The sequence below is a fragment of the Streptomyces sp. NBC_01450 genome (genome assembly GCF_036227505.1).
Taxonomy (GTDB): domain Bacteria; phylum Actinomycetota; class Actinomycetes; order Streptomycetales; family Streptomycetaceae; genus Streptomyces.
In genome coordinates this window covers 8,074,031-8,095,299 of record NZ_CP109480.1, presented here as the reverse complement: position 1 = coordinate 8,095,299, position 21,269 = coordinate 8,074,031, and the positions used below count along the sequence as shown (strand labels likewise).

The 21,269-nt window shown below is 69.9% G+C and carries 16 protein-coding genes; 1 reads left to right on the top strand and 15 read right to left on the bottom strand.

Annotated features, from left to right (window positions below; translation table 11 throughout):
- The first annotated feature begins 614 nt into the window (after nt 1–614).
- A complete protein-coding gene (ileS, locus tag OG568_RS35940) occupies nt 615–3,764 on the top strand; it encodes an isoleucine--tRNA ligase (RefSeq protein WP_329534553.1) in 3,150 nt (1,049 codons plus the stop codon).
- Nucleotides 3,765–4,121: 357 nt separating this feature from the next.
- Here the strand turns inward: ileS and OG568_RS35935 are convergent, their stop codons facing one another.
- From OG568_RS35935 to OG568_RS35865, 15 genes are all read right to left on the bottom strand, one after another.
- Nucleotides 4,122–5,360, bottom strand: a complete 1,239-nt coding sequence (locus OG568_RS35935) for a DivIVA domain-containing protein (protein WP_266582047.1) — start codon at nt 5,358–5,360, stop codon at nt 4,122–4,124.
- Between the two features lie 46 nt (nt 5,361–5,406).
- Entirely contained in the window at nt 5,407–5,691 is a 285-nt protein-coding gene (locus OG568_RS35930; protein ID WP_028803186.1) for a YggT family protein, read from the bottom strand.
- Between the two features lie 52 nt (nt 5,692–5,743).
- Nucleotides 5,744–6,385 (bottom strand): cell division protein SepF, encoded by a 642-nt coding sequence (gene sepF / locus OG568_RS35925; protein ID WP_266414869.1) that lies wholly within the window; start codon nt 6,383–6,385, stop codon nt 5,744–5,746.
- Nucleotides 6,386–6,514: 129 nt separating this feature from the next.
- Nucleotides 6,515–7,234 carry a YggS family pyridoxal phosphate-dependent enzyme gene (locus OG568_RS35920; protein WP_329534552.1) on the bottom strand — a complete coding sequence of 240 codons (720 nt, stop codon included), beginning with the start codon at nt 7,232–7,234 and terminating at the stop codon, nt 6,515–6,517.
- Nucleotides 7,235–7,240: 6 nt separating this feature from the next.
- Nucleotides 7,241–7,948 (bottom strand): peptidoglycan editing factor PgeF, encoded by a 708-nt coding sequence (pgeF, locus tag OG568_RS35915; protein ID WP_329534551.1) that lies wholly within the window; start codon nt 7,946–7,948, stop codon nt 7,241–7,243.
- Between the two features lie 26 nt (nt 7,949–7,974).
- The gene (gene ftsZ / locus OG568_RS35910; protein ID WP_266582051.1) at nt 7,975–9,168 is read right to left on the bottom strand and encodes a cell division protein FtsZ; all 1,194 of its coding nucleotides are present in this window, start codon (nt 9,166–9,168) and stop codon (nt 7,975–7,977) included.
- A 275-nt stretch (nt 9,169–9,443) separates the two neighbouring features.
- Entirely contained in the window at nt 9,444–10,229 is a 786-nt protein-coding gene (locus OG568_RS35905; protein WP_329534550.1) for a cell division protein FtsQ/DivIB, read from the bottom strand.
- 190 nt (nt 10,230–10,419) lie between these two features.
- Nucleotides 10,420–11,511, bottom strand: a complete 1,092-nt coding sequence (murG, locus tag OG568_RS35900) for an undecaprenyldiphospho-muramoylpentapeptide beta-N-acetylglucosaminyltransferase (RefSeq protein WP_101405646.1) — start codon at nt 11,509–11,511, stop codon at nt 10,420–10,422.
- 6 nt (nt 11,512–11,517) lie between these two features.
- Complete coding sequence (gene ftsW, locus OG568_RS35895) at nt 11,518–12,885, bottom strand: putative lipid II flippase FtsW (protein ID WP_266582055.1); 1,368 nt, start codon at nt 12,883–12,885, stop codon at nt 11,518–11,520.
- Nucleotides 12,886–13,005: 120 nt separating this feature from the next.
- Nucleotides 13,006–14,430: a UDP-N-acetylmuramoyl-L-alanine--D-glutamate ligase gene (gene murD / locus OG568_RS35890; RefSeq protein WP_266414857.1), complete on the bottom strand. Its 1,425-nt coding sequence runs from the start codon at nt 14,428–14,430 to the stop codon at nt 13,006–13,008.
- The gene (gene mraY, locus OG568_RS35885; RefSeq protein WP_177323990.1) at nt 14,412–15,482 is read right to left on the bottom strand and encodes a phospho-N-acetylmuramoyl-pentapeptide-transferase; all 1,071 of its coding nucleotides are present in this window, start codon (nt 15,480–15,482) and stop codon (nt 14,412–14,414) included. Before mraY ends, murD begins: the two co-directional genes overlap by 19 nt.
- On the bottom strand, nt 15,482–16,897 hold the full coding sequence (locus OG568_RS35880) for a UDP-N-acetylmuramoyl-tripeptide--D-alanyl-D-alanine ligase (RefSeq protein ID WP_266686351.1): 1,416 nt from the start codon (nt 16,895–16,897) through the stop codon (nt 15,482–15,484). Before OG568_RS35880 ends, mraY begins: the two co-directional genes overlap by 1 nt.
- Before the next feature lie 4 nt (nt 16,898–16,901).
- Entirely contained in the window at nt 16,902–18,422 is a 1,521-nt protein-coding gene (locus tag OG568_RS35875; RefSeq protein WP_266591052.1) for a UDP-N-acetylmuramoyl-L-alanyl-D-glutamate--2,6-diaminopimelate ligase, read from the bottom strand.
- Between the two features lie 227 nt (nt 18,423–18,649).
- Nucleotides 18,650–20,602, bottom strand: a complete 1,953-nt coding sequence (locus OG568_RS35870) for a peptidoglycan D,D-transpeptidase FtsI family protein (protein WP_329534549.1) — start codon at nt 20,600–20,602, stop codon at nt 18,650–18,652.
- A gap of 5 nt (nt 20,603–20,607) precedes the next feature.
- Nucleotides 20,608–21,267 (bottom strand): septum formation initiator family protein, encoded by a 660-nt coding sequence (locus OG568_RS35865; protein ID WP_329534548.1) that lies wholly within the window; start codon nt 21,265–21,267, stop codon nt 20,608–20,610.
- Between the last annotated feature and the right edge of the window lie 2 nt (nt 21,268–21,269).

Below are 21,269 nucleotides of genomic sequence, written 5' to 3'. Positions count from 1 at the left end.
ATATTGTGATTTTGCGCGCAAATCGTGCTGGGACGATAAATCGACTTCCGGCCCGCGGCAACGGGGCGCACCAACGTTCCGTCCGCCCCGCGGGCCCCGCGCGACGAACCTGCATGCGTTGTGCCCAACTCCCCGCCGGGTAATCCGCCAGGTCGGACGTCCCAGGATCCGGACGCCCACGCCTCGCCATTCGGGTCACCGCGCAGGCCGTGGCACCACCCCGGCGCCCCCGGCGGCGCGCCCCGGAAAACCGGTCGGCCGCTGTCCGCACGGCGCCGTACACTGGGCGCAGCGAGAAGCGTGGATGGGGACGAGTAGCGGCGTACGCAGCCAAGAGCGACCCGGGGACGGTGGAAGCCCGGGGGCGAGCGCGACGCGAAGATCACCCCGGAGCCGCCGGAAGAAAGCCGCAGCGAGCGAGCAGCGGCCGGTAGAACCGGCATCGCGACCCCAATGAGGGGGCTCACTGGTGCACACAGCACGCACCGGGGAGCCAAGGAGGGTGGTACCGCGGGAGCGCGCCGCGCACGGCGTCCGCAGCATCCAGGAGATGGCTGCTCAGGCTCTCGTCCCTCCGGACGGAAGGCAGAAAGTCCGCCGGAGGAAGCTCGCTGATGACAACGCCGACGTACCGCCAGGTGCCCGCCCAGGTCGACCTGCCCGCCCTCGAGCACGCCGTGCTCGATTTCTGGCGCGAGCAGAAGGTCTTCGCCAAGAGCCTTGAGCAGTCCGAGGGCCAACCGGAGTGGGTGTTCTACGAGGGCCCGCCCACCGCGAACGGCATGCCGGGCGCCCACCACATCGAGGCGCGCGTCTTCAAGGACGTCTTCCCGCGCTTTCGCACCATGCGCGGCTATCACGTGGCCCGCAAGGCCGGCTGGGACTGCCACGGCCTCCCGGTCGAGCTCGCGGTGGAGAAGGAGCTCGGCTTCACCGGCAAGCAGGACATCGAGGCGTACGGCATCGCGGAGTTCAACGCCAAGTGCCGCGAGTCCGTGACCCGTCACACCGACGCCTTCACCGAGCTCACGAACCGCATGGGCTACTGGGTCGATCTGGACGACGCGTACCGCACCATGGACCCCGAGTACGTGGAGTCCGTGTGGTGGTCGCTCAAGGAGATCTTCAACAAGGGGCTGCTGGTCCAGGACTACCGCGTCGCCCCATGGTGCCCGCAAGACGAGACGGGCCTGTCGGACCACGAGCTGGCGCAGGGCTACGAGACGATCGTCGACCCCTCCGTGTACGTCCGTTTCCCGCTCACCTCCGGTCCGCTGGCCGGCCAGGCCGCGCTCCTGGTGTGGACGACGACCCCGTGGACGCTGGTGTCCAACACCGCCGTCGCCGCGCACCCCGAGGTCACCTACGTCGTCGCGACCAACGGCGAGGAGAAGCTCGTCGTCGCCGAGCCGCTCGTCGAGAAGGCCCTCGGCGAGGGCTGGGAGACCACCGGCGAGACCTTCACCGGCGCCGAAATGGAGCGCTGGACGTATCAACGTCCGTTCGAACTGGTGGAGTTCCCGGCGGACGCGGAAGCCCACTACGTGGTGAACGCGGAGTACGTGACGACCGAGGACGGCACGGGTCTGGTCCACCAGTCCCCCGCCTTCGGTGAGGACGACCTCAAGGTCTGCCGCGAGTACGGCCTGCCGGTGGTGAACCCCGTCCGCACGAACGGGACCTTCGAGGAGGACGTCCCCCTCGTGGGCGGTGTCTTCTTCAAGAAGGCGGACGAAAAGCTCACCGAGGACCTCCAGGACCGGGGTCTGCTCTTCAAGCACATCCCGTACGAGCACAGCTACCCGCACTGCTGGCGCTGCCACACCGCGCTCCTCTACTACGCGCAGCCGTCCTGGTACATCCGCACCACGGCCATCAAGGACCGCCTCCTCCAGGAGAACGAGAAGACCAACTGGTTCCCGGACTCGGTCAAGCACGGCCGCTTCGGCGACTGGCTGAACAACAACGTCGACTGGGCGCTGTCCCGCAGCCGTTACTGGGGCACCCCGCTCCCGCTGTGGACCTGCGCGGAGGGCCACCTCACCTGCGTCGGCTCCCGCGCCGAGCTCACCGAGCTGACCGGCACCGACCAGTCGAACCTGGACCCGCACCGCCCGTTCATCGACGAAGTCACCTTCGCGTGCCCGCAGGACGGCTGCGGGCTGACGGCGACGCGCGTGCCGGAGGTCATCGACGCCTGGTACGACTCGGGTTCGATGCCGTTCGCGCAGTGGGGCTACCCGTACAAGAACAAGGAGCTCTTCGAGAGCCGCTACCCGGCGCAGTTCATCTCCGAGGCCATCGACCAGACCCGCGGCTGGTTCTACACCCTCATGGCGGTCGGCACGCTCGTCTTCGACAAGTCGTCGTACGAGAACGTCGTGTGCCTGGGCCACATCCTCGCCGAGGACGGCCGCAAGATGTCCAAGCACCTGGGCAACATCCTGCAGCCGATCCCGCTGATGGACCAGCACGGCGCGGACGCGGTGCGCTGGTTCATGGCGGCCGGCGGCTCCCCCTGGGCGGCTCGCCGCGTCGGCCACGGCACCATCCAGGAGGTGGTGCGCAAGACGCTCCTCACCTACTGGAACACCGTCGCCTTCCAGGCCCTCTACGCCCGCACCTCCGACTGGGCCCCCTCCGAGGCCGACCCGGCCCCGGCCGACCGCCCGGTCCTCGACCGCTGGCTGCTCTCCGAGCTGCACGCGCTCACCGACCAGGTCACCCAGGCGCTGGAGGCCTACGACACCCAGCGCGCCGGAAAGCTCCTCTCCGCGTTCGTCGACGACCTCTCGAACTGGTACGTGCGCCGCTCGCGCCGCCGCTTCTGGCAGGGCGACAAGGCCGCGCTGCGCACCCTGCACGAGGTCGTGGAGACCATCACGCGGCTGATGGCCCCGTTGACCCCGTTCATCACCGAGCGGGTCTGGCAGGACCTGATCGTCCCCGTGACGCCGGGCGCCCCCGAGTCCGTACACCTGTCCTCGTGGCCGGAGGCGGACCTGTCCGCCATCGACCCGGAGCTGTCCCGGCAGATGGTCCTCGTCCGCCGTCTCGTGGAGCTGGGCCGCGCCACGCGCGCGGAGTCGGGCGTCAAGACGCGCCAGCCGCTGTCGCGCGCGCTGGTCGGGGCGATCGGCTTCGAGTCCCTCGACGGTGAGCTGCACGCGCAGATCACCGAAGAGCTGAATGTCACATCCCTCGCCTCGCTCTCCGAGGTGGGCGGCTCGTTGGTCGACACCACGGCCAAGGCGAACTTCCGCGCGCTGGGCAAGCGCTTCGGCAAGGGTGTCCAGGCGGTCGCCAAGGCGATCGCCGAGACCGACGCGGCGGCTCTCTCCCTCGCCCTGCGCGAGGGCACGGCGTCGGTCGAGGTCGACGGCGAGACGGTGACGCTGGCCGCGGACGAGGTCATCATCACGGAGACCCCGCGCGAGGGGTGGTCGGTGGCGTCCGACTCGGGTGCCACGGTCGCCCTGGACCTGGAGATCACCGAGGAGCTGCGGCAGGCGGGCCTCGCCCGTGACGCGATCCGGCTGATCCAGGAGGCTCGCAAGAACAGCGGCCTCGACGTGGCCGACCGGATCGCGCTGCGCTGGACGTCCACGGATCCTGCGGTCATCGCCGCGCTGAGCGAGCACACCGAGCTGATCGCCGACGAGGTCCTCGCCACGGACTTCGCCCAGGGCGAGGCCGACGACACCTACGGCGCCCCGTTCACCGACGAGGGCCTGTCCCTCACGTTCCGGCTCCGCAAGGCGTAGCCCCGGGCGGCGGGGCCGTTTCCACGCCCCCGCCGGCCGTCAGCCAGACGAATCAGGGCGGCCGGGGGGCCGGGGCGCAGCCCCGGCCCAAGGGGCGCGGGGCTGCGCCGTTGTGCGGCTCCGCCGCGTGGGCGCGCCCAGCCCCCACCCACCCGCAGCCGAGGAACAACCCGGCCGGGGCCCACCAAAGATCCCAAAGATCTTGGTGGGCCCCGGCCTTCGGCGTTGCGTACCCCGTACAGATGCCCCAAGGAAACCGCACGCCCGCCCGAAACAGCACAGCAAAAGGGCGGAGCCCCGGAAGAGATCCGGGGCTCCGCCCTGAACGCTGCCGACGCCTACGGCGTCCTCAGGCCGTCAGTTGTCGTCCTCGTCGATGAGGAACCCACGCATCGGCGAGGGCGCCTGCTGCATCGGCGACGGCCCCTGGGGCCGTACCGGAGCCATCGGCTGGGTCATCGCCGGCGACATCTGCTGCTGCCCACCGTAGGAGGGCGCGGCCGGTGCCGGGGCGCCGCCCATGCCCTGACCGCCGTACGACGGCGCACTCGCGCCGGCCGGAGCCATCGAGGGCGCGGAGGGCGAGGGCAGCGAGGCCGTGGCCGGAGCGCGCGGCGGGGCGAGCGAGTCGTCCGCCTGCGTCTCCAGCTGGCGCAGCTGCGACTCCAGATAGGACTTCAGACGAGTGCGGTACTCGCGCTCGAAGCCACGCAGGTCCTCGACCTTGCGCTCCAGCGTGGCGCGGGCGGACTCCAGGGAGCCCATCGCGACACGGTGCTTCTCCTGCGCGTCCCGCTCCAGCGCGTCCGCCTTGGCGCGGGCGTCACGCTCGAGACCCTCGGCGCGGCTGCGGGCCTCGCCGACGATCTTGTTGGCCTCGGAACGGGCCTCCGCGATCGCCTGGTCGGCGGTCTGCTGAGCCAGCGAGAGGACACGCGCGGCGCTGTCGCCACCGGGGCCCTGCTGCGGCATCTGCGGGCCGTGACCGCCCATGGGGCCACCCATGGGTCCGCCCATCGGGCCACCCATCTGCTGCTGCATCTGGGGCTGCATCTGGCCCGGCATCTGCTGCTGCATCTGCTGGCCGGGACCCTGGCCCATCGGACCCTGACCCATCGGGCCCTGACCCATGGGGCCCTGGCCCATCGGACCCTGACCCATCGGGCCCTGGCCCATCGGACCCTGACCCATGGGGCCCTGGCCCTGCTGGCCGCCCTGGGCACTGGGGCCCGCGGGCAGCTGCGGCGCACCGCTCGGCAGCTGGGGCGGACCACCCATGGGGCCACCCATCTGCTGCTGCGGCGGGCCCGATATGCCGGCGGGTACGGGAGCGCCGGGACCTCGCATGCCCTGCGGCGGGCCCTGCTGCTGGTCCTGCTGCTCGGGCGGCTTACGCATGCCCTGCTGCTGGTTCTGCGCAGCCGCGCGCGTGGCCGCCGCCAGTTTGGCGCGCAGGTCCTCGTTCTCGCGGAGCAGGCGAGTCAGTTCGGCTTCGACCTCGTCGAGGAAGGCATCGACCTCGTCCTCGTCATAGCCTTCTCGGAGGCGGACGGTCGTGAACTGCTTGTTCCGCACGTCCTCGGGGGTCAACGGCATCTCTTCACCTCAACGTAGTCGTCGGCATTCGGCAAGACCGTATCGTTCACAGCCGGCTCACGACGGAGATCAGGATGTAGACGATGATCATCAGAACGAAGAAGGACAGGTCTAGCGCCACGCCCCCGAGACGCAGCGGCGGAATGAACCGCCGCAGAAGCTTGAGCGGTGGATCGGTGACAGTGTAGGTGGCCTCAAGAACGACCACCATCGCCTTGCCGGGTTGCCATGAGCGGGCGAACTGGAAGACGTAGTCCATGACCAACCGGAAAATCAGCACGATGAGGAAACACATCAGCGCGATGTAGAGAACCTGCCCGACCACGCTCATGATCCGTGCTTCCCTCTCCCCTGTTTCCGTGCGTTGTTCCCGGTCCTGCGTCTCAGCTCTGGTTGAAGAACCCGCCCTCTGCGATGCGGGCCTTGTCCTCCGCCGTGACATCGACGTTAGCAGGCGACAACAGGAACACCTTCTGCGTCACCCGCTCGATGCTGCCGTGGAGACCAAACACCAAACCGGCCGCAAAGTCGACAAGTCGCTTCGCGTCTGTGTCATCCATCTCAGTCAGATTCATGATCACCGGGGTGCCCTCACGGAAGTGTTCCCCGATGGTACGGGCCTCGTTGTAGGTCCGCGGGTGAAGTGTGGTGATCCGGTACGGCTCTCGTTCCGACACGACCTTGGGCATGATCACCGGTGCGTTCTTCTCCAGGCTTGCGCGTTCTTGTGTGATGGATGCCACGGGCGCGATGCGCGCCGGACGGCCGGATTCCGCGGAGAGTGAAGCGGAATGAGGCACCGGATCGCGAGGCGCCGGAGGTTGCACCACTCGTACCGATTCGTCCCTTAGGGACTGATGCGCCTGATGTGACTGATGGGGCGGCTCGTGCCGCCGCCGGTCACGCTCGGGCTCCGGGTCGAGCTCGGGCTCGAACTCGTCATCGGGGTCGAATCCCCTGCCGTCGTACCCATCGTCCTCCACGAGGCCGAGGTAGACCGCCATCTTGCGCATCGCGCCGGCCATGCTCTGAGTCCTCCGCTCTGTGGTGGATCGGCTGACGAATTGCCAAGTGCCCGCGATCCACGAGGTCGTTATGCCCGCTATTGGCGGTAATGACCATATTTTCTGCTGTGGTCCGACTTCTTGGCGACGTTACCCGAGCCCGGGTCGGACTCCGAGTACCGCCGTACCGACGCGTACATGTGTCGCTCCGGCCGCCACGGCCTCCTCGAGGTCCGCACTCATCCCTGCAGACACCATGTTCGCAGCCGGATGCGTGCGGCGCATAGCAGTCGACAAATCCATCAGCCGCTCAAACGCCGCTTGTTGGCGTCCGGAGTACACCCCGGTGAGCGGTGCGACGGTCATCAACCCGTCGAGCCGGAGCCCGGGCGCCTCGGCGACGAGGTCGGCCAACTCTTCGATTCCGCCGACTCCGACACCTCCCCGCTCGCCCCGGCCGCTCTCCTCCGCGTCCAGGGCGACCTGGATCAGGCAGCCCACCTCGCGCTCCACCCGCACCGCTTCCTTCGACAGGGCCGCGACAAGCCGGGCACGGTCCACGGACTGCACCACATCCGCATAACCGACCACAGAACGCACCTTGTTGGTCTGCAACTGACCGACAAAATGCCACGAGAGGGGCAGATCCGAGCAAGCCGCGGCCTTGGGCGCGGCATCCTGGTCCCGGTTCTCGGCAACGTGGCGCACACCGAGCTCCGACAGCAGCCGCACGTCACCCGCGGGGTAGGTCTTGGTGACCACGATCAGGGTCACCTCTTCGCGCTTGCGCCCGGCGGCCACACACGCCGCCGCGATGCGCTCTTCCACTTTCGCCAGATTTCCGGCGAGTTGAGCCTTACGGTCCGTCATGCCCCATCAGTCCAGCCAGACATAGCCTGCGAGCCGCCCGGTCGTGCGGTCCCGTCGGTACGAGAAGTGGTCGTCCGACTCCAGCGTGCACACCGGCGACTGCGCCCGGTCGCACACCCCGAGTCGTTCCAGCTGCGCGTGCACTCCGGCGGTCACATCGACCGCGGGCGTGCTCCAACTGGTCTCGGCATACGCCGCCGGCTCGACGGCGGCGACTTCGGCGCGCATCTCGTCCGGCACTTCGTAGCAGCGGCCGCAGACAGCGGGTCCGGTGCGGGCGACGATCCGCTCGGGTTCGGCGCCGAGTTCGATCATGGCCCGTACGGCGGCGGGGACGACCCCGGCGACCATGCCGGGCCGTCCCGCGTGGGCGGCGGCCACGATCCCGGCGACCGGGTCGGCCAGCAGCACCGGCGTGCAGTCGGCGGTGAGGACGGCGAGGGCGAGCCCGCGTCGCGTGGTGACGATCGCGTCGACGGACGGGATCTCCGAGGAGAGCCACGGTCCGTCGACCACCGCCACGTCCGGCCCGTGCACCTGGTTCATCCAGACGATCAGGGCCGGGTCCAGTCCGAGCGACTTGGCCGCCAGTTCACGATTGGTCCGTACGGCCTCGGGGTCGTCGCCGACCGCTCCGCCGAGGTTGAGCTCCTCGTACGGAACGGCGCTCACCCCGCCCCACCGGTCGGTGAAGGCGAAGTGCGCGCCGCTCACGGTGCTCGTTTCGGAGCGATGTCCTATCACTTCAGGAAGTCCGGCACGTCCAGTTCCTCGGCCGCGCTGTCCGAGTAGGCGCGGGACGGCGGGACCGGCGGAGCGACCTGGACCTCGTTGACCGGCTCCGGGACGGGCTCCGGGGCCTCCTTCGGCGTGACGCTGCCGAGCGAGCCGAAGGACGGACGGCTCTCGGCGGCCCGCACCGGCACGGGCTCCTCGCGCTGCTTGGCCGAGGTGGAGCCGAGGATGTTGTCCCGCTTGGCCGGCGGCTGGCCGCCGTCGAAGCCGGCGGCGATCACGGTGACCCGCACCTCGTCACCGAGCGCGTCGTCGATGACCGCGCCGAAGATGATGTTGGCCTCGGGGTGCGCGGCCTCGCTGACCAGCTGGGCGGCCTCGTTGATCTCGAACAGGCCGAGATCGGAGCCGCCGGAGATGGAGAGCAGGACGCCGCGTGCGCCGTCGATGGAGGCTTCCAGGAGCGGCGAGGAGATCGCCATCTCGGCGGCCGCCACCGCGCGGTCGTCGCCGCGGGCCGAGCCGATGCCCATGAGCGCGGAGCCCGCCTCGGACATCACGGACTTGACGTCGGCGAAGTCGAGGTTGATCAGACCGGGCGTGGTGATGAGGTCGGTGATGCCCTGAACACCCGACAGCAGGACCTGGTCCGCCGACTTGAACGCGTCGAGGACCGAGACCTGGCGGTCCGAGATGGACAGCAGTCGGTCGTTGGGGATGACGATGAGGGTGTCGACCTCTTCGCGGAGTTCCGCGATGCCGTCCTCGGCCTGGTTGGCGCGGCGCCGTCCCTCGAAGGTGAAGGGGCGGGTGACCACGCCGATGGTGAGGGCGCCGAGCGAGCGGGCGATGTTGGCCACGACGGGCGCGCCGCCGGTGCCGGTGCCGCCGCCTTCACCGGCCGTCACGAAGACCATGTCGGCCCCCTTGAGGACCTCCTCGATCTCCTCGCGGTGGTCCTCGGCCGCCTTGCGGCCGACGGCCGGGTTGGCTCCGGCGCCGAGTCCGCGCGTGAGTTCGCGGCCGACGTCGAGCTTGACGTCGGCGTCGCTCATCAACAGAGCTTGCGCGTCCGTGTTGATGGCGATGAACTCGACGCCCTTGAGACCGACCTCGATCATCCGGTTGATGGCATTGACACCACCGCCGCCGACACCGATGACTTTGATGACTGCGAGGTAGTTCTGCGGTGCTGCCACGTCGAAGGCCTCTCGCCTCGAGTTACGTGTCGTCGCCTCGCACGCTCGCGATCCGACGACTGATGCCGAATGGGACGGTCCGAACGCCGACCCGAACCCTAACGCTGAAGTTTAGGGTTACCAGTGTGCCTGTTCTTTGGACTCTTCCGAACAGGACACTAAGTCGACAAGTGGCGCACGTTCAACGAACACGCCGAACCTCCCGTTTTTCTTTTCACCCTATGTGATCAGCCGTAGCGCTGCCCAACCAGGGTGCTGGCCTGCGCTGATGTGCGTCAACTACCCGATGACGCGGGTGCGATGGGGGCACTCACATCGAAGTGCCGGGCCCCCGGAGCTGCTTTCATGAGAGCGGTGAGCGTCCTGGCCTTCGCGCGGCCCTTCTCGCCGCTCCCCCACTCGACGGTGCGGCCACCGCTCAACTCCAGCGAGATCGAGTCGTACGAGCGGACCTTGACGACCCGGGTGTCGCGACGGACGGCGGCCGGAATGTCCCCCGCCACCCCCACCGCCTCGCGCACCAGCCGGTCGACGGGGAAGCGGCGCAGGACGGCCGACCTGGACACCGCCAATTCCAGTGCGGGCACCCCCTTCGGGGCAGCCGAAACCGTCGCGAAACGCACGCCCTTGGCGTCCACTTCGACGTACTTGCCGCCGTTTCCGGTGTTTTTGAGAATGAGGACCGGGGTACGTTCGGTCACTTTCAACCCGATTCCGTGCGGCCAGGAACGGACGACATCAACCGCGTCAATTCGGGGCAATTTACGGCGCAATCGCGCCTCAATGGCGTCGGTGTCGACGGAAATCAGCGGCGATCCGATCGACACGTCGGCCACGTCCCGCACTTGCTGGTCGGTCAGCACCCGCACCCCAGAGACCGACACCTTCTCGACCCGCAGCCACGGCGAGCCGTAGAGCAGCCAGATGGTGGCGGCTCCCGCCAACACCACCGCACTCAAAAGGATGATGAGCATACGAAGACGGCGCAGCCGCCTGAGGCGGGGCGAGCCGGACTCCAACTTCTGCCGTTCACCGCGCTCGGCGGTCGTCGGTCCGGCCACGCTCCCTGCCTTCCCTCATGCGGTCCTAGGGGGTGTTTTAGAAGTCCCGCACAGCACCCGCGGCACCCGGCACGCACCCTCGCCGCACCGGCCAAAGACCCTAGTAGCTCCGCTACGAGGACCTTCGTCCGGCACGCCGAGGGCACGCACCGAACACCGCGGGCACCGCACTGGACTTCTCAAACACCCCCTAGCGGTGGCGAGAGGCGATCGCCTCGTACACCATGCCGACGAGCAGGTCGTCGGCGTCCCGGCGGCCGAACTCGCTGGCGGCGCGGGACATCTCGTACAGCCGGTGCGGGTCGGCGAGCACGGGCAGCACGTTCTGCTGCACCCACTGCGGGGTCAGCTCCGCGTCGTCGACCAGCAGTCCGCCGCCGGCCTTGACCACCGGCTGGGCGTTCAGCCGCTGTTCACCGTTGCCGATGGGCAGCGGGACGTAGGCGGCGGGCAGCCCGACGGCGGAGAGCTCGGCGACGGTCATCGCGCCCGCGCGGCAGAGCATCATGTCGGCCGCGGCGTACGCGAGGTCCATCCGGTCCACGTACGGTACCGGGATGTACGGGGGCATTCCCGGCATCTGGTGGACCTGCGGCAGTTCGTTCTTCGGGCCGACCGCGTGCAGGATCTGGATACCGGCCTGCTGCAGGTAGGGAGCCGCCTGCTGGACGACCTCGTTGAGGCGCCGTGCGCCCTGCGAGCCGCCGGAGACCAGCAGGGTCGGCAACGAGGGGTCGAGACCGAACGCGGCGCGCGCCTCGGGGCGTACGGCGGCCCGGTCGAGGGTGGCGATCGAGCGGCGCAGCGGGATGCCGATGTAGCGGGCGCCGCGCAGCTTGTTGTCCGGGGTCGAGACGGCGACCTGCGCCGCGTACCGGGAACCGATCTTGTTGGCGAGGCCCGGCCGGGCGTTGGCCTCGTGGATCACGATGGGCACGCCGAGCCGCTTGGCCGCGAGGTAGGCGGGCAGCGCCACATAGCCGCCGAAGCCGACGACCGCGTCCGCCTTGGTGCGCTCCAGGACCTGCTCGGCCGCCTTGATCGTGCCGCGCAGCCGTCCAGGGACGGTGATCAGCTCGGGTGTGGGCTTGCGCGGCAGCGGGACGGCGGGGATCAGCGCGAGTTCGTAGCCCCGCTCCGGTACGAGCCGGGTCTCAAGTCCGCGTTCCGTGCCCAGGGCCGTGATCCCCACGGTCGGGTCCTGCCTGCGCAGGGCGTCCGCGAGGGCGAGCGCGGGCTCGATGTGGCCGGCGGTCCCCCCGCCGGCGAGTACGACATGCACCGAAATTCACCGCTCTCCGGACGAGCGCGCCGCCGAGGCACGCCGTCGCATCGTGTTCCATCTCCGAGGCCCCGCGGCCCCCGCGGAGCCTCTCACCGCAGCACGCTTTCTACCAAAGCGGGGTTGCCGCATCGCAAGCGCCGCCCGCGCACCGGGCTCGTCGCGCGCGAAGGCGATCAGCAACCCGATGGCGAACATGGTCGGCAGCAGGGCGGACCCTCCGTAGGAGAACAGCGGGAGCGGGACACCGGCGATCGGCAGCAGACCGAGCACCGCACCGATGTTGATCACGGCCTGGGCCGTGATCCAGGTGGTCACGCCTCCCGCGGCATACCTCACGAAGGGGTCCTCCGTGCGTCCGGCCACGCGGATACCCGCATAGCCTAGAGCCGCGAAGAGGGCGAGCACCGACAGCGTCCCCGCGAGGCCGAGTTCCTCCCCGGTGATGGCGAAGATGAAGTCGGTGTGCGCTTCCGGGAGTTGGCCCCATTTTTCCACACTGGCACCGAGGCCGGAACCGAACAGTCCGCCGGAGGCGAGAGCGTAGATTCCGTGCACCGCCTGCCAGCAGGTGTCGTTCGGGCCGGGTTCGGTGGCGCCGATGCAGGCGAGCCGGGACATCCGGTTGGGGCTCGTCTTGATCAGGATGAAACCGATCGTCACGGCGACCGCCAGCACGCCCCCGAACAGCCGCGTGGGCGCTCCGGCCAGCCACAGCAGCCCGAAGAGGATGGCGGTGAGGATGATCGCCGTGCCCATGTCGCCGCCGAGCATGATCAGTCCGAGCAGCAGGAAGGTGCCCGGGACGAGCGGCACCAGCATGTGCTTCCACTGCGCCAGCATGCCCCTGTCCTGTTTGCGGGCGAGCAGGTCGGCGCCCCACAGCACGAGCGCGAGCTTGCCGAACTCGCTGGGCTGGATCTGGAACGAGCCGCCGAGGGAGATCCAGTTCTGGTTGCCGTTGACCGCCATTCCTATCCCCGGGACCTGCACCAGGATCATCAGAAAGACCGCGCCGGCCAGGATGGGATACGCCAGCGCCCGGTGCAGCTTCACCGGCATCCGCATGGCGATCAGGAGCAGCACGGTGCCGATGGAGGCCGCGAGGAACTGTTTGCGGAAGAAGAACGATCCCGGCAGCGAGAGCTGCAGCGCCGTGATCATCGAGGCCGAGTAGACCATGACCAGGCCCAGCACGGTGATCAACAGGCTGCTGCCGAAGATCAGGTAGTACGCGGTGAGCGGCCGGTCCCAGGCCTTGCGGGCGCGCGTGTAGAGCAGGCGCAGGGGGTTGTCGCGCGGGGGACGGGGGCGTCCGGCGGGGCGCCGTGGGGCACGCTGGACGGGGGGACGGCCAGTACGGCTACTGGCCATCACCGGCTCCGTTCGCCATGCCCCGGTACGGCGTCCCCGGGGGCGATGGGGGTCCCCACAATGGCGTCACGCGTCCCTCCCAAAGGTCCCGGGCGCGCCCGGACCGTCCGAGACCCGCCGTCAGGCGCTCGCGCCGAGTTCGCGAACCGCCTCCGCGAACGCGTCCCCGCGCTTGTTGTAGTTGGCGAACATGTCCATGGAGGCGCAGGCCGGCGCCAGCAACACCGTGTCGCCCTCGCGGGCGAGCCTCCGCGCCTCCTGAACCGCCGCGAGCATCGCCCCAGTGTCGGTCCGGTCGAGGTCGACGACGGGTACTTCCGGCGCGTGTCGCACAAGGGCTTCACGGATCAGCGCCCGATCCGCGCCGATGAGCACGACGCCCCGAAGTCGCTTCGCCGACTTGGCGACCAGCTCGTCGAAGGTCGCGCCCTTGGCGAGCCCGCCCGCGATCCACACGATGGACTCGTAGGCCGCCAAAGAGGCCTCCGCGGCATGCGTGTTGGTCGCCTTGGAGTCGTCGATGTACGCGACGCCGTCCACGTCGGCGACGTGCGCGATGCGGTGGGCGTCCGGTGTGAAGGCCCGCAGCCCGTCCCGTACGGCCGCGGCGGGCACCCCGAAGGCGCGCGCCAGGGCCGCCGCCGCAAGGGCGTTGGCGATGTTGTGCGGGGCGGGCGGGTTGACGTCGGAGACCTCGGCGAGTTCCTGGGCGTTCTTCTGCCGGTTCTCGACGAAGGCGCGGTCGACCAGGATGCCTTCCACGACGCCGAGTTGAGACGGTCCGGGGGTGCCGAGGGTGAAGCCGACCGCCCGGCAGCCCTCCTCGACGTCCGCCTCGCGCACCAGGTCCTCGGTGGCCTTGTCGGCGAGGTTGTAGACGCAGGCGACCCGATTGCCTTCGTAGATACGGCCCTTGTCGGCGGCGTACGCCTCCATGGAGCCGTGCCAGTCGAGGTGATCCGGTGCCAGGTTCAGGACGGCGGCCGAGTGCGCGCGCAGCGACGGAGCCCAGTGCAGCTGGTAGCTCGACAGCTCCACCGCCAGGACGTCGTACCGCTCCTCGCCGAGGACCGCGTCGAGCAGCGAGACCCCGATGTTGCCGACGGCGGCCGTGCGCAGCCCGGCCGCCTCCAGGATGGAGGCGAGCATCTGCACGGTCGTGGTCTTGCCGTTGGTGCCGGTGACGGCCAGCCAGGGAGCCGCGTCGGGGCCCCTGAGCCGCCAGGCCAGTTCGACGTCGCCCCAGACCGGGACGTCCGCCGCGGCGGCCGCGGCGAACAGCGGCTTGTCCGGCTTCCAGCCGGGCGCGGTGACGATGAGTTCGGTGCCCTCGGGCAGGGTGGCGCCGTCACCGAGGCGCACGGTGATGCCGAGCGCCTCCAGCTCCGCGGCCTGCGCCCGGGAGCGCTCGTCGTCGCCGTCGTTGACGACCGTGACGACGGCACCGAGACCGTGCAGCACCTTGGCCGCCGGGATGCCGGAGACGCCGAGCCCGGCGACGGTGACGTGCTTGCCCTGCCAGTTGGTCACTTCTTGGCTGCCCATCCTGCGTAGAAGAGGCCCAGACCCACGATGACGCACATTCCCTGGATGATCCAGAAGCGGACCACGACAAGGACTTCGGACCACCCCTTTAGTTCGAAGTGGTGCTGCAGTGGTGCCATGCGGAAGACGCGCCTGCCGGTGAGCCGGAAGGAGCCGACCTGGATGACGACCGACATGGTGATCAGGACGAAGAGGCCGCCGAGGAGCGCGACCAGCAGCTCCGTGCGGGAGCAGATCGCGAGGCCGGCGAGCGCGCCGCCGAGGGCCAGCGAGCCGGTGTCACCCATGAAGATCTTGGCGGGCGAGGTGTTCCACCACAGGAAGCCGAAGCAGGCTCCCATCAGGGCGGAGGCGACGACCGCGAGGTCGAGTGGATCTCGTACCTCGTAGCAGGCGGCCGGGTTGGTCAGGGTCTGCGCGTTGGCGCAGGACTCCTGGAACTGCCAGACGCCGATGAAGGTGTACGCGCCGAAGACCATGGTCGCGGCGCCGGTGGCGAGACCGTCCAGGCCGTCCGTCAGGTTCACGCCGTTGGACATGGCGAGAATCATGAACAGGGCCCAGACCACGAAGAGCACCGGGCCGATGGTCCAGCCGAAGTCCTCCACGAAGGAGAGCCTGGTGGAGGCCGGGGTGTTGCCGTGGTTGTCCGCGAACTGCAGCGCGAGGACCGCGAAGGAGATGCCGACGATCAGCTGACCGGCCATCTTCGCCTTGGCCCGCAGACCGAGCGAACGCCGCTTGACGATCTTGATGTAGTCGTCCAGGAAGCCGACCAGGCCCATGCCGGCCATCAGGCCGAGCACCAGCAGGCCCGAGAAGGTCGGCGGTTTGCCCGTGATCACCTTGGACAGGAAGTACGCGATGATCGTCGCCAGGATGAAGGCGATACCACCCATGGTCGGCGTACCGCGCTTGCTGTGGTGCTCCTTCGGGCCGTCGTCGCGGATGTACTGCCCGTAGCCCTTGCGGGCGAGCAGCTTGATCAGCAGCGGCGTACCGATCAGGGTCAGGAACAGACCAATGACTCCTGCGAACAGGATCTGGTTCATCATCGGGCCGCGACCTCACCCTCGGCACCGCCGTCGAGCAGCGCCTGCGCCACCCGTTCGAGCCCCACCGACCGGGACGCCTTCACGAGCACGACGTCCCCCGGGCGCAACTCGCTGCGCAACAGGTCGACAGCCGCCTGTGCGTCGGACACGTGCACCGACTCCTCACCCCACGAACCCTCGTTATATGCGCCCAGTTGGAGCCAGGAAGCTTCCCTGCCCCCGACCGCGACGAGCTTGCTGACGTTGAGTCGGACGGCGAGCCGCCCGACGGCGTCGTGCTCGGCGAGCGCCTCGTCCCCGAGCTCGGCCATCTGACCGAGCACCGCCCACGTACGACGTCCCTGACCCATGGCCGCGAGCGCCCGCAGGGCGGCTCGCATGGACTCGGGGTTCGCGTTGTAGGCGTCGTTGACGACCGTCACGCCGTCCGGGCGCTCGGTGACCTCCATCCGCCAGCGGGAGAGGGTGCCCGCCTCGGAGAGCGCGAGGGCGATCTCGTCTGCGGACATGCCCAGCTCATGGGCGACGGCGGCCGCGGCGAGCGCGTTCGACACGTGGTGCTCACCGTACAGGCGCATGGTCACATCGCTGCACCCGGAGGGTGTGTGAAGCCTGAATGCGGGCTGTCCGGCGTCCGTGAGACGGACGTTCTCGGCACGTACGTCCGCTTCGCCGGACTCTCCGAAGAGGATCACGCGCGCCTTCGTCCGGGACGCCATGGCGCGTACGAGGGGATCGTCGGCGTTGAGGACGGCGACGCCGCCCGCTTCCGCCGGCGGGAGGCTCTCGACGAGCTCGCCCTTCGCCTGTGCAATCTGTTCGCGGCCGCCGAACTCGCCGATGTGGGCGGTCCCGACGTTCAGGACGAGGCCGATCCTCGGTGGCGTGAGGTTCGTGAGGTAGCTGATGTGGCCGATGCCGCGGGCGCCCATCTCCAGGACGAGGAACCTGGTGTCCTCGGTGGCGCTCAGCGCGGTCAGCGGCAGTCCGATCTCGTTGTTGAACGAGCCGGGCGTGAAGACGGTCGGCGCCTTGCTCCGCAGGACCTGGGCGATCAGGTCCTTGGTGCTGGTCTTGCCCGCGGAGCCGGTGAGGGCCACGAGGGTCGCGCCGAGCCGTTCGACGACGTGACGCGCGAGGGCGCCCAGCGCCGCCTGCACGTCCGCGACGACGATCGCGGGCACGCCGACGGGCCGGGAGGCCAGTACGGCGACGGCGCCCGCGGCGACGACGGCCTCGGCGAAGTCGTGGCCGTCCACGTGCTCGCCGGCGAAGGCGACGAAGAGGCTGCCTGGCTCCACTTCACGGGAGTCTCTGACGACCGGTCCGGTGACCTGTACCGCCGGATCCGGTATGTCGTACGTCTGCCCGCCGACGACTGCTGCGATCTCGGCGAGAGAGAGGGCGATCACAAGTTCATCCCTGGGTCTTCTGGATAGCTTCGCGGAGCACCTGGCGGTCGTCGAAGGGACGCACCACCCCGGCGATGTCCTGGCCCTGCTCATGGCCCTTGCCCGCGACCAGCACGGTGTCGCCGGGCCGCGCCCGGGCGACGGCGGCGGCGATGGCGGCGGCCCGGTCCTCGAAGACCTGGACCTCGCCGCGCTCGTGCGCCGGCACCTCCGCGGCGCCCGCGAGCATCGTCGCGAGGATCGCGAGGGGGTCCTCCGAGCGGGGGTTGTCCGATGTCAGTACGGCGGTGTCGGCGAGCCGTGCCGCGGCGGCGCCCATCGGCATCCGCTTGGTCCTGTCACGGTCGCCGCCGCAGCCGAGCACGACGTGCAGCTTGCCTTCGGTGACCTTGCGCAGCGCGCGCAGGACCGATTCGACGGCGTCCGTCTTGTGGGCGTAGTCGACGACCGCGAGGTAGGGCTGGCCCGCGTCCACGCGCTCCAGGCGGCCCGGCACGCCCGGGACGGCGGCGATGCCGTCCGCGGCGGTCTGCGGGTCGATCCCGGCGGCGGCGAGGGCGACGATCGCGGCGAGGGTGTTCGCCACGTTGAAGGGGCCCGCGAGCGGCGACCTGGCGGTGATCCGCTCGCCCTTGGGGCCGACCGCGACGAACGCCGAGTCCATCGGGCCGACCTCGACCTCCTCGGCGCGCCAGTCGGCGTCCGGGTGCCCTTCGGCGGAGAAGGTGACGACGGGGACGGTGGCCTCCTCGACGAGCCTGCGCCCGTACTCGTCGTCGAGGTTGACGACGCCGAGTTTGCTGCGTTGCGGTGTGAACAGCTGCGCCTTGGCCCGGAAGTAGTCCTCCATGTCGGAGTGGAACTCCATGTGTTCCGGGCTGAGGTTGTTGAAGACGGCGATGTCGAAGACACAGCCGTCGACCCGCCCGAGGACCAGCGCGTGGCTGGAGACCTCCATGGCGACCGCGTCGACGCCGCGCTCGCGCATGACCGCGAACAGCGCCTGGAGATCGGTTGCTTCGGGGGTGGTGCGCTCCGACTTGATGCGCTCCTCGCCGATGCGCATCTCCACCGTGCCGATCAGGCCGGTGGAGCGGAGCGTCTTCAGCCCGCCCTCGACGAGATAGGCCGTGGTGGTCTTGCCGGAGGTACCGGTGATGCCGATCTGGAGCAGGTCGCGCCCGGGGTGGCCGTAGATGGTGGCCGCGAGCTCTCCCATCCGGCCGCGCGGGTCGTCGACGACGAGGACCGGCAGCCCGGTGGCGGCGGCGCGGTCGGCGCCGGTCGGGTCGGTCAGCACGGCGACCGCGCCGAGACCGGCCGCCTGCGTCACGAAGTCGGCGCCGTGCATGCGGGCGCCGGGCAGCGCGGCGTAGAGGTCTCCGGGGCGCACCGCGCGGGAGTCATGGGTGATGCCCGTGACCTCCGCGCTCGACGCCGGGGCGGTGACACCCAGCTGATCGGCGAGCTCCGCGAGGGGTGTGGCGGAGTTCTGGACCGGTCGCGGCGGCCCCGGATATGTCACAGGAACGCCCTTCTGGGTGGTTTGGGACTGATCAGCGTGTGGCACGGCGGTGAGCGTACCGGGCTCACCCCCGCCGGAGCGAAGCGAGGGGCCCGGCGGGCCGTGGTTCCCGGAATCCGGGGTGATCGTTGTCACGAGCTGGTTCCTGGTTCCGTCGTACGTGCGGTCTTGTCCGGGGCTGAGCCGGACCTGATCAAGGCCTGATCAGGGGATAAGGCCGGAATGGATCACGGCGTGAAGGTCACGGGCAGATTGGCGGCCCCCGCCCCGGTGGGTGGGATCTGGAGGGTCTTGAGCGCGAACTCCATGACCTGCTTGTAGATGGGTCCGCAGATCTGGCCACCGAAGTAGCTGCCCTTGGTGGCGTTCTGGATCGCGCAGTAGACGGTGATCCGGGGCTTGTCGGCGGGGGCGAATCCGGCGAACGACGAGGTGTAGCCGTGGTATTTGCCGGTGGCCGGATCCACGCGGTTGGCCGTACCCGTCTTGCCCGCGACCCGGTAGCCGGGGATACGCGCCTTGGCGCCGGTGCCCTGCTCGTCGTCCACTACGGACTCCAGCATCTGGGCGAGCGTCTTCGCCGTCTTCTCGCTCACGACCCGCGTCTTCTTGGGCTGGGCGGCCGGAGCGAACCGGCCGTCGGGCCCCTTCGTGCCGCGCACCAGCGTCGGCTCGACGCGTACACCGCCGTTGGCGATCGTCGAGTAGACGGAGGCCGCCTGCATCGCGTTGATCGACATGCCCTGGCCGAAAGGAATCGTGTACTGCTGGGAGGTCGACCACTTGTCGGCGGGCGCGAGGATGCCCTTCGTCTCGCCGGGGAACCCGAGCCCGGTGTAGCTGCCGATGCCGAACTTGCGCAGATACGAGTAGAGGACCTGGTTCGCCTCCTCCTGCGTCTTGCCAAGTTGGCCGGTGGCCAGGATGGTGCCGATGTTGCTGGACTTGGCGAGCACGCCGTTGAGCGTCAGGTTCCAGGTCGCGTGGTCGACGTCGTCCTGGAAGAGGCGGTCACCGCGGTGCAGCCGGTTGGGCACGACCACGTGCGTCGCGGGGGTGGCGACGTTCTCCTCCAGTACGGCGGCCATCGACATGACCTTGGCGGTGGAGCCGGGCTCGTACGCGTCCTGGAGGGCCGCGTTGCCCAGGGCCGCCGCGTTGGCCTGGGTGAGGTCGTTGGGGTCGAAGCCCGGCGAGTTCGCCATGGCCAGGATCTCGCCGCTGCGGGCGTCCTGCACGACCACGTACCCGCGGTCCGCCTTGGACGCCTTCACCTGCTCGGTGATGGCGTTCTGCGCGGCCCACTGGATGTCGCGGTTGATGGTCAGCTCCACGTCGGAGCCCGCCACGGCGGGTGTCTCCGTCGACCCGACGGTCGGCACCTGACGGCCGCCGGACTGGGCGTAGCGGATCTTGCCGTCCTTGCCGGCGAGTTCCTTGTTCAGCACCTGCTCGACTCCGCCGCCGCCCTTGCCGTCGGCGTTGACCCAGCCCAGTATCCCGGCGGCGAGATCGCCGTTCGGATACACCCGCTTGCTCGCCGGGACCGCGAGGACGCCCGCGAGGAAGTTGACGGTGCTCTTGTCGGTCTCCGCCTTGACCGCGAGCGTGGTCCTCAGGTCCTTGATCTGCTTCCAGACCTGGGGGGTCTGGCGGTGCGCGAGCAGGGTGTAGCGGGTGTTCTTCGTGCGGAGCTTCTTGGCGACGGTGTCCATGTCCTGGCCGAGGATCGGTCCGAGCAGCGCCGCGGCCTGCTCGGGTGCGTCCGTCACCTTCGTCGCTTCCCGCGTGAACATCGTGGGGTCGGCCGTGATGTCGTACGCGTCCACGCTCGTCGCGAGCTCCACGCCGTTGCGGTCCGTGATCCCGCCGCGGGTGGCGGCCAGGGTGCGGCCGACATACCGGTTCTGCTCGGCCTTCGAGACGTACGCGTTGGCGTCCACGGCCTGCACCTGGAGCAGACGCACCACGAAGGCGATCATCACCAGCGTCAGGGCGAGGCTGACCATGCGCAACCGGGGCCGGGGGCTGCCCAGCCGCAGGACCTGCGGAGCGCCGGGCCGGGGCGCGCCCGGGCGGCGTGCGGGACGGGCGCCGGGGCCCGGACGCCGCTGGCCGCCGGGGCGTACGGGCCTGGCGGGGCCTGGCACACGGCGACGCGGCGGTTCCCTGTCGGACACTTCCGTCACCTGCCGGGGGTCGAGGAGGGCTGCGCGGACGGGGTGGGGGCGGGGGGCTGCGGGGTCGGGATCCGCGGAAGCACGGTCTGCGGGGACAGGGACCGCGGGGGCACGGTCTGCGGGGTGGCGGCGCCGACGGAGGGGACGGCGGGGACGGCGGCCGCCGGGGCGCTGGTGGCCGGAGCCGGGCTCGCGGTCCGCGGACTCGCTGTCCGCGGAGTCGCGGTCCGCGGAGTCGCGGTCTGCGTGAGAGCGAGGACTTCCGGCGGGCGCACCACCGGGTTGCGTGCGGAGGACTGCTGGGCGGCCGTTCCGGGGACGCCCTTGACGCTGCCGTCCGGGTTGAGGAAGGCCGGGTCGCCGCCGGGCACCATGCCCAGCTCGCGGGCGCGGCGCTGGAGGGCGTCGGGCGCGGAGTAGGTGTCCACGTCCCGCTGCAGCGCCTGCTCCTCGTCGGTGAGGCTCTTGGTGTCCCGCTGGAGGTCGTCGAGGCGGAACGAGCCCTCGCTCAGCGCGGAGTTCAGCACGAGGAGGCCGATCAGGCCGCCGCCGAGGAGGAGCACGACGAGCAGGACGAAGGGGGTGCGGGCGGCTCGGGCCCCGCCGGCGGGGAGAAGCCGGGCGAGCCGGGCGGCCCGCCCTCTGAGTTCGGGTTTCCTGCTCACTC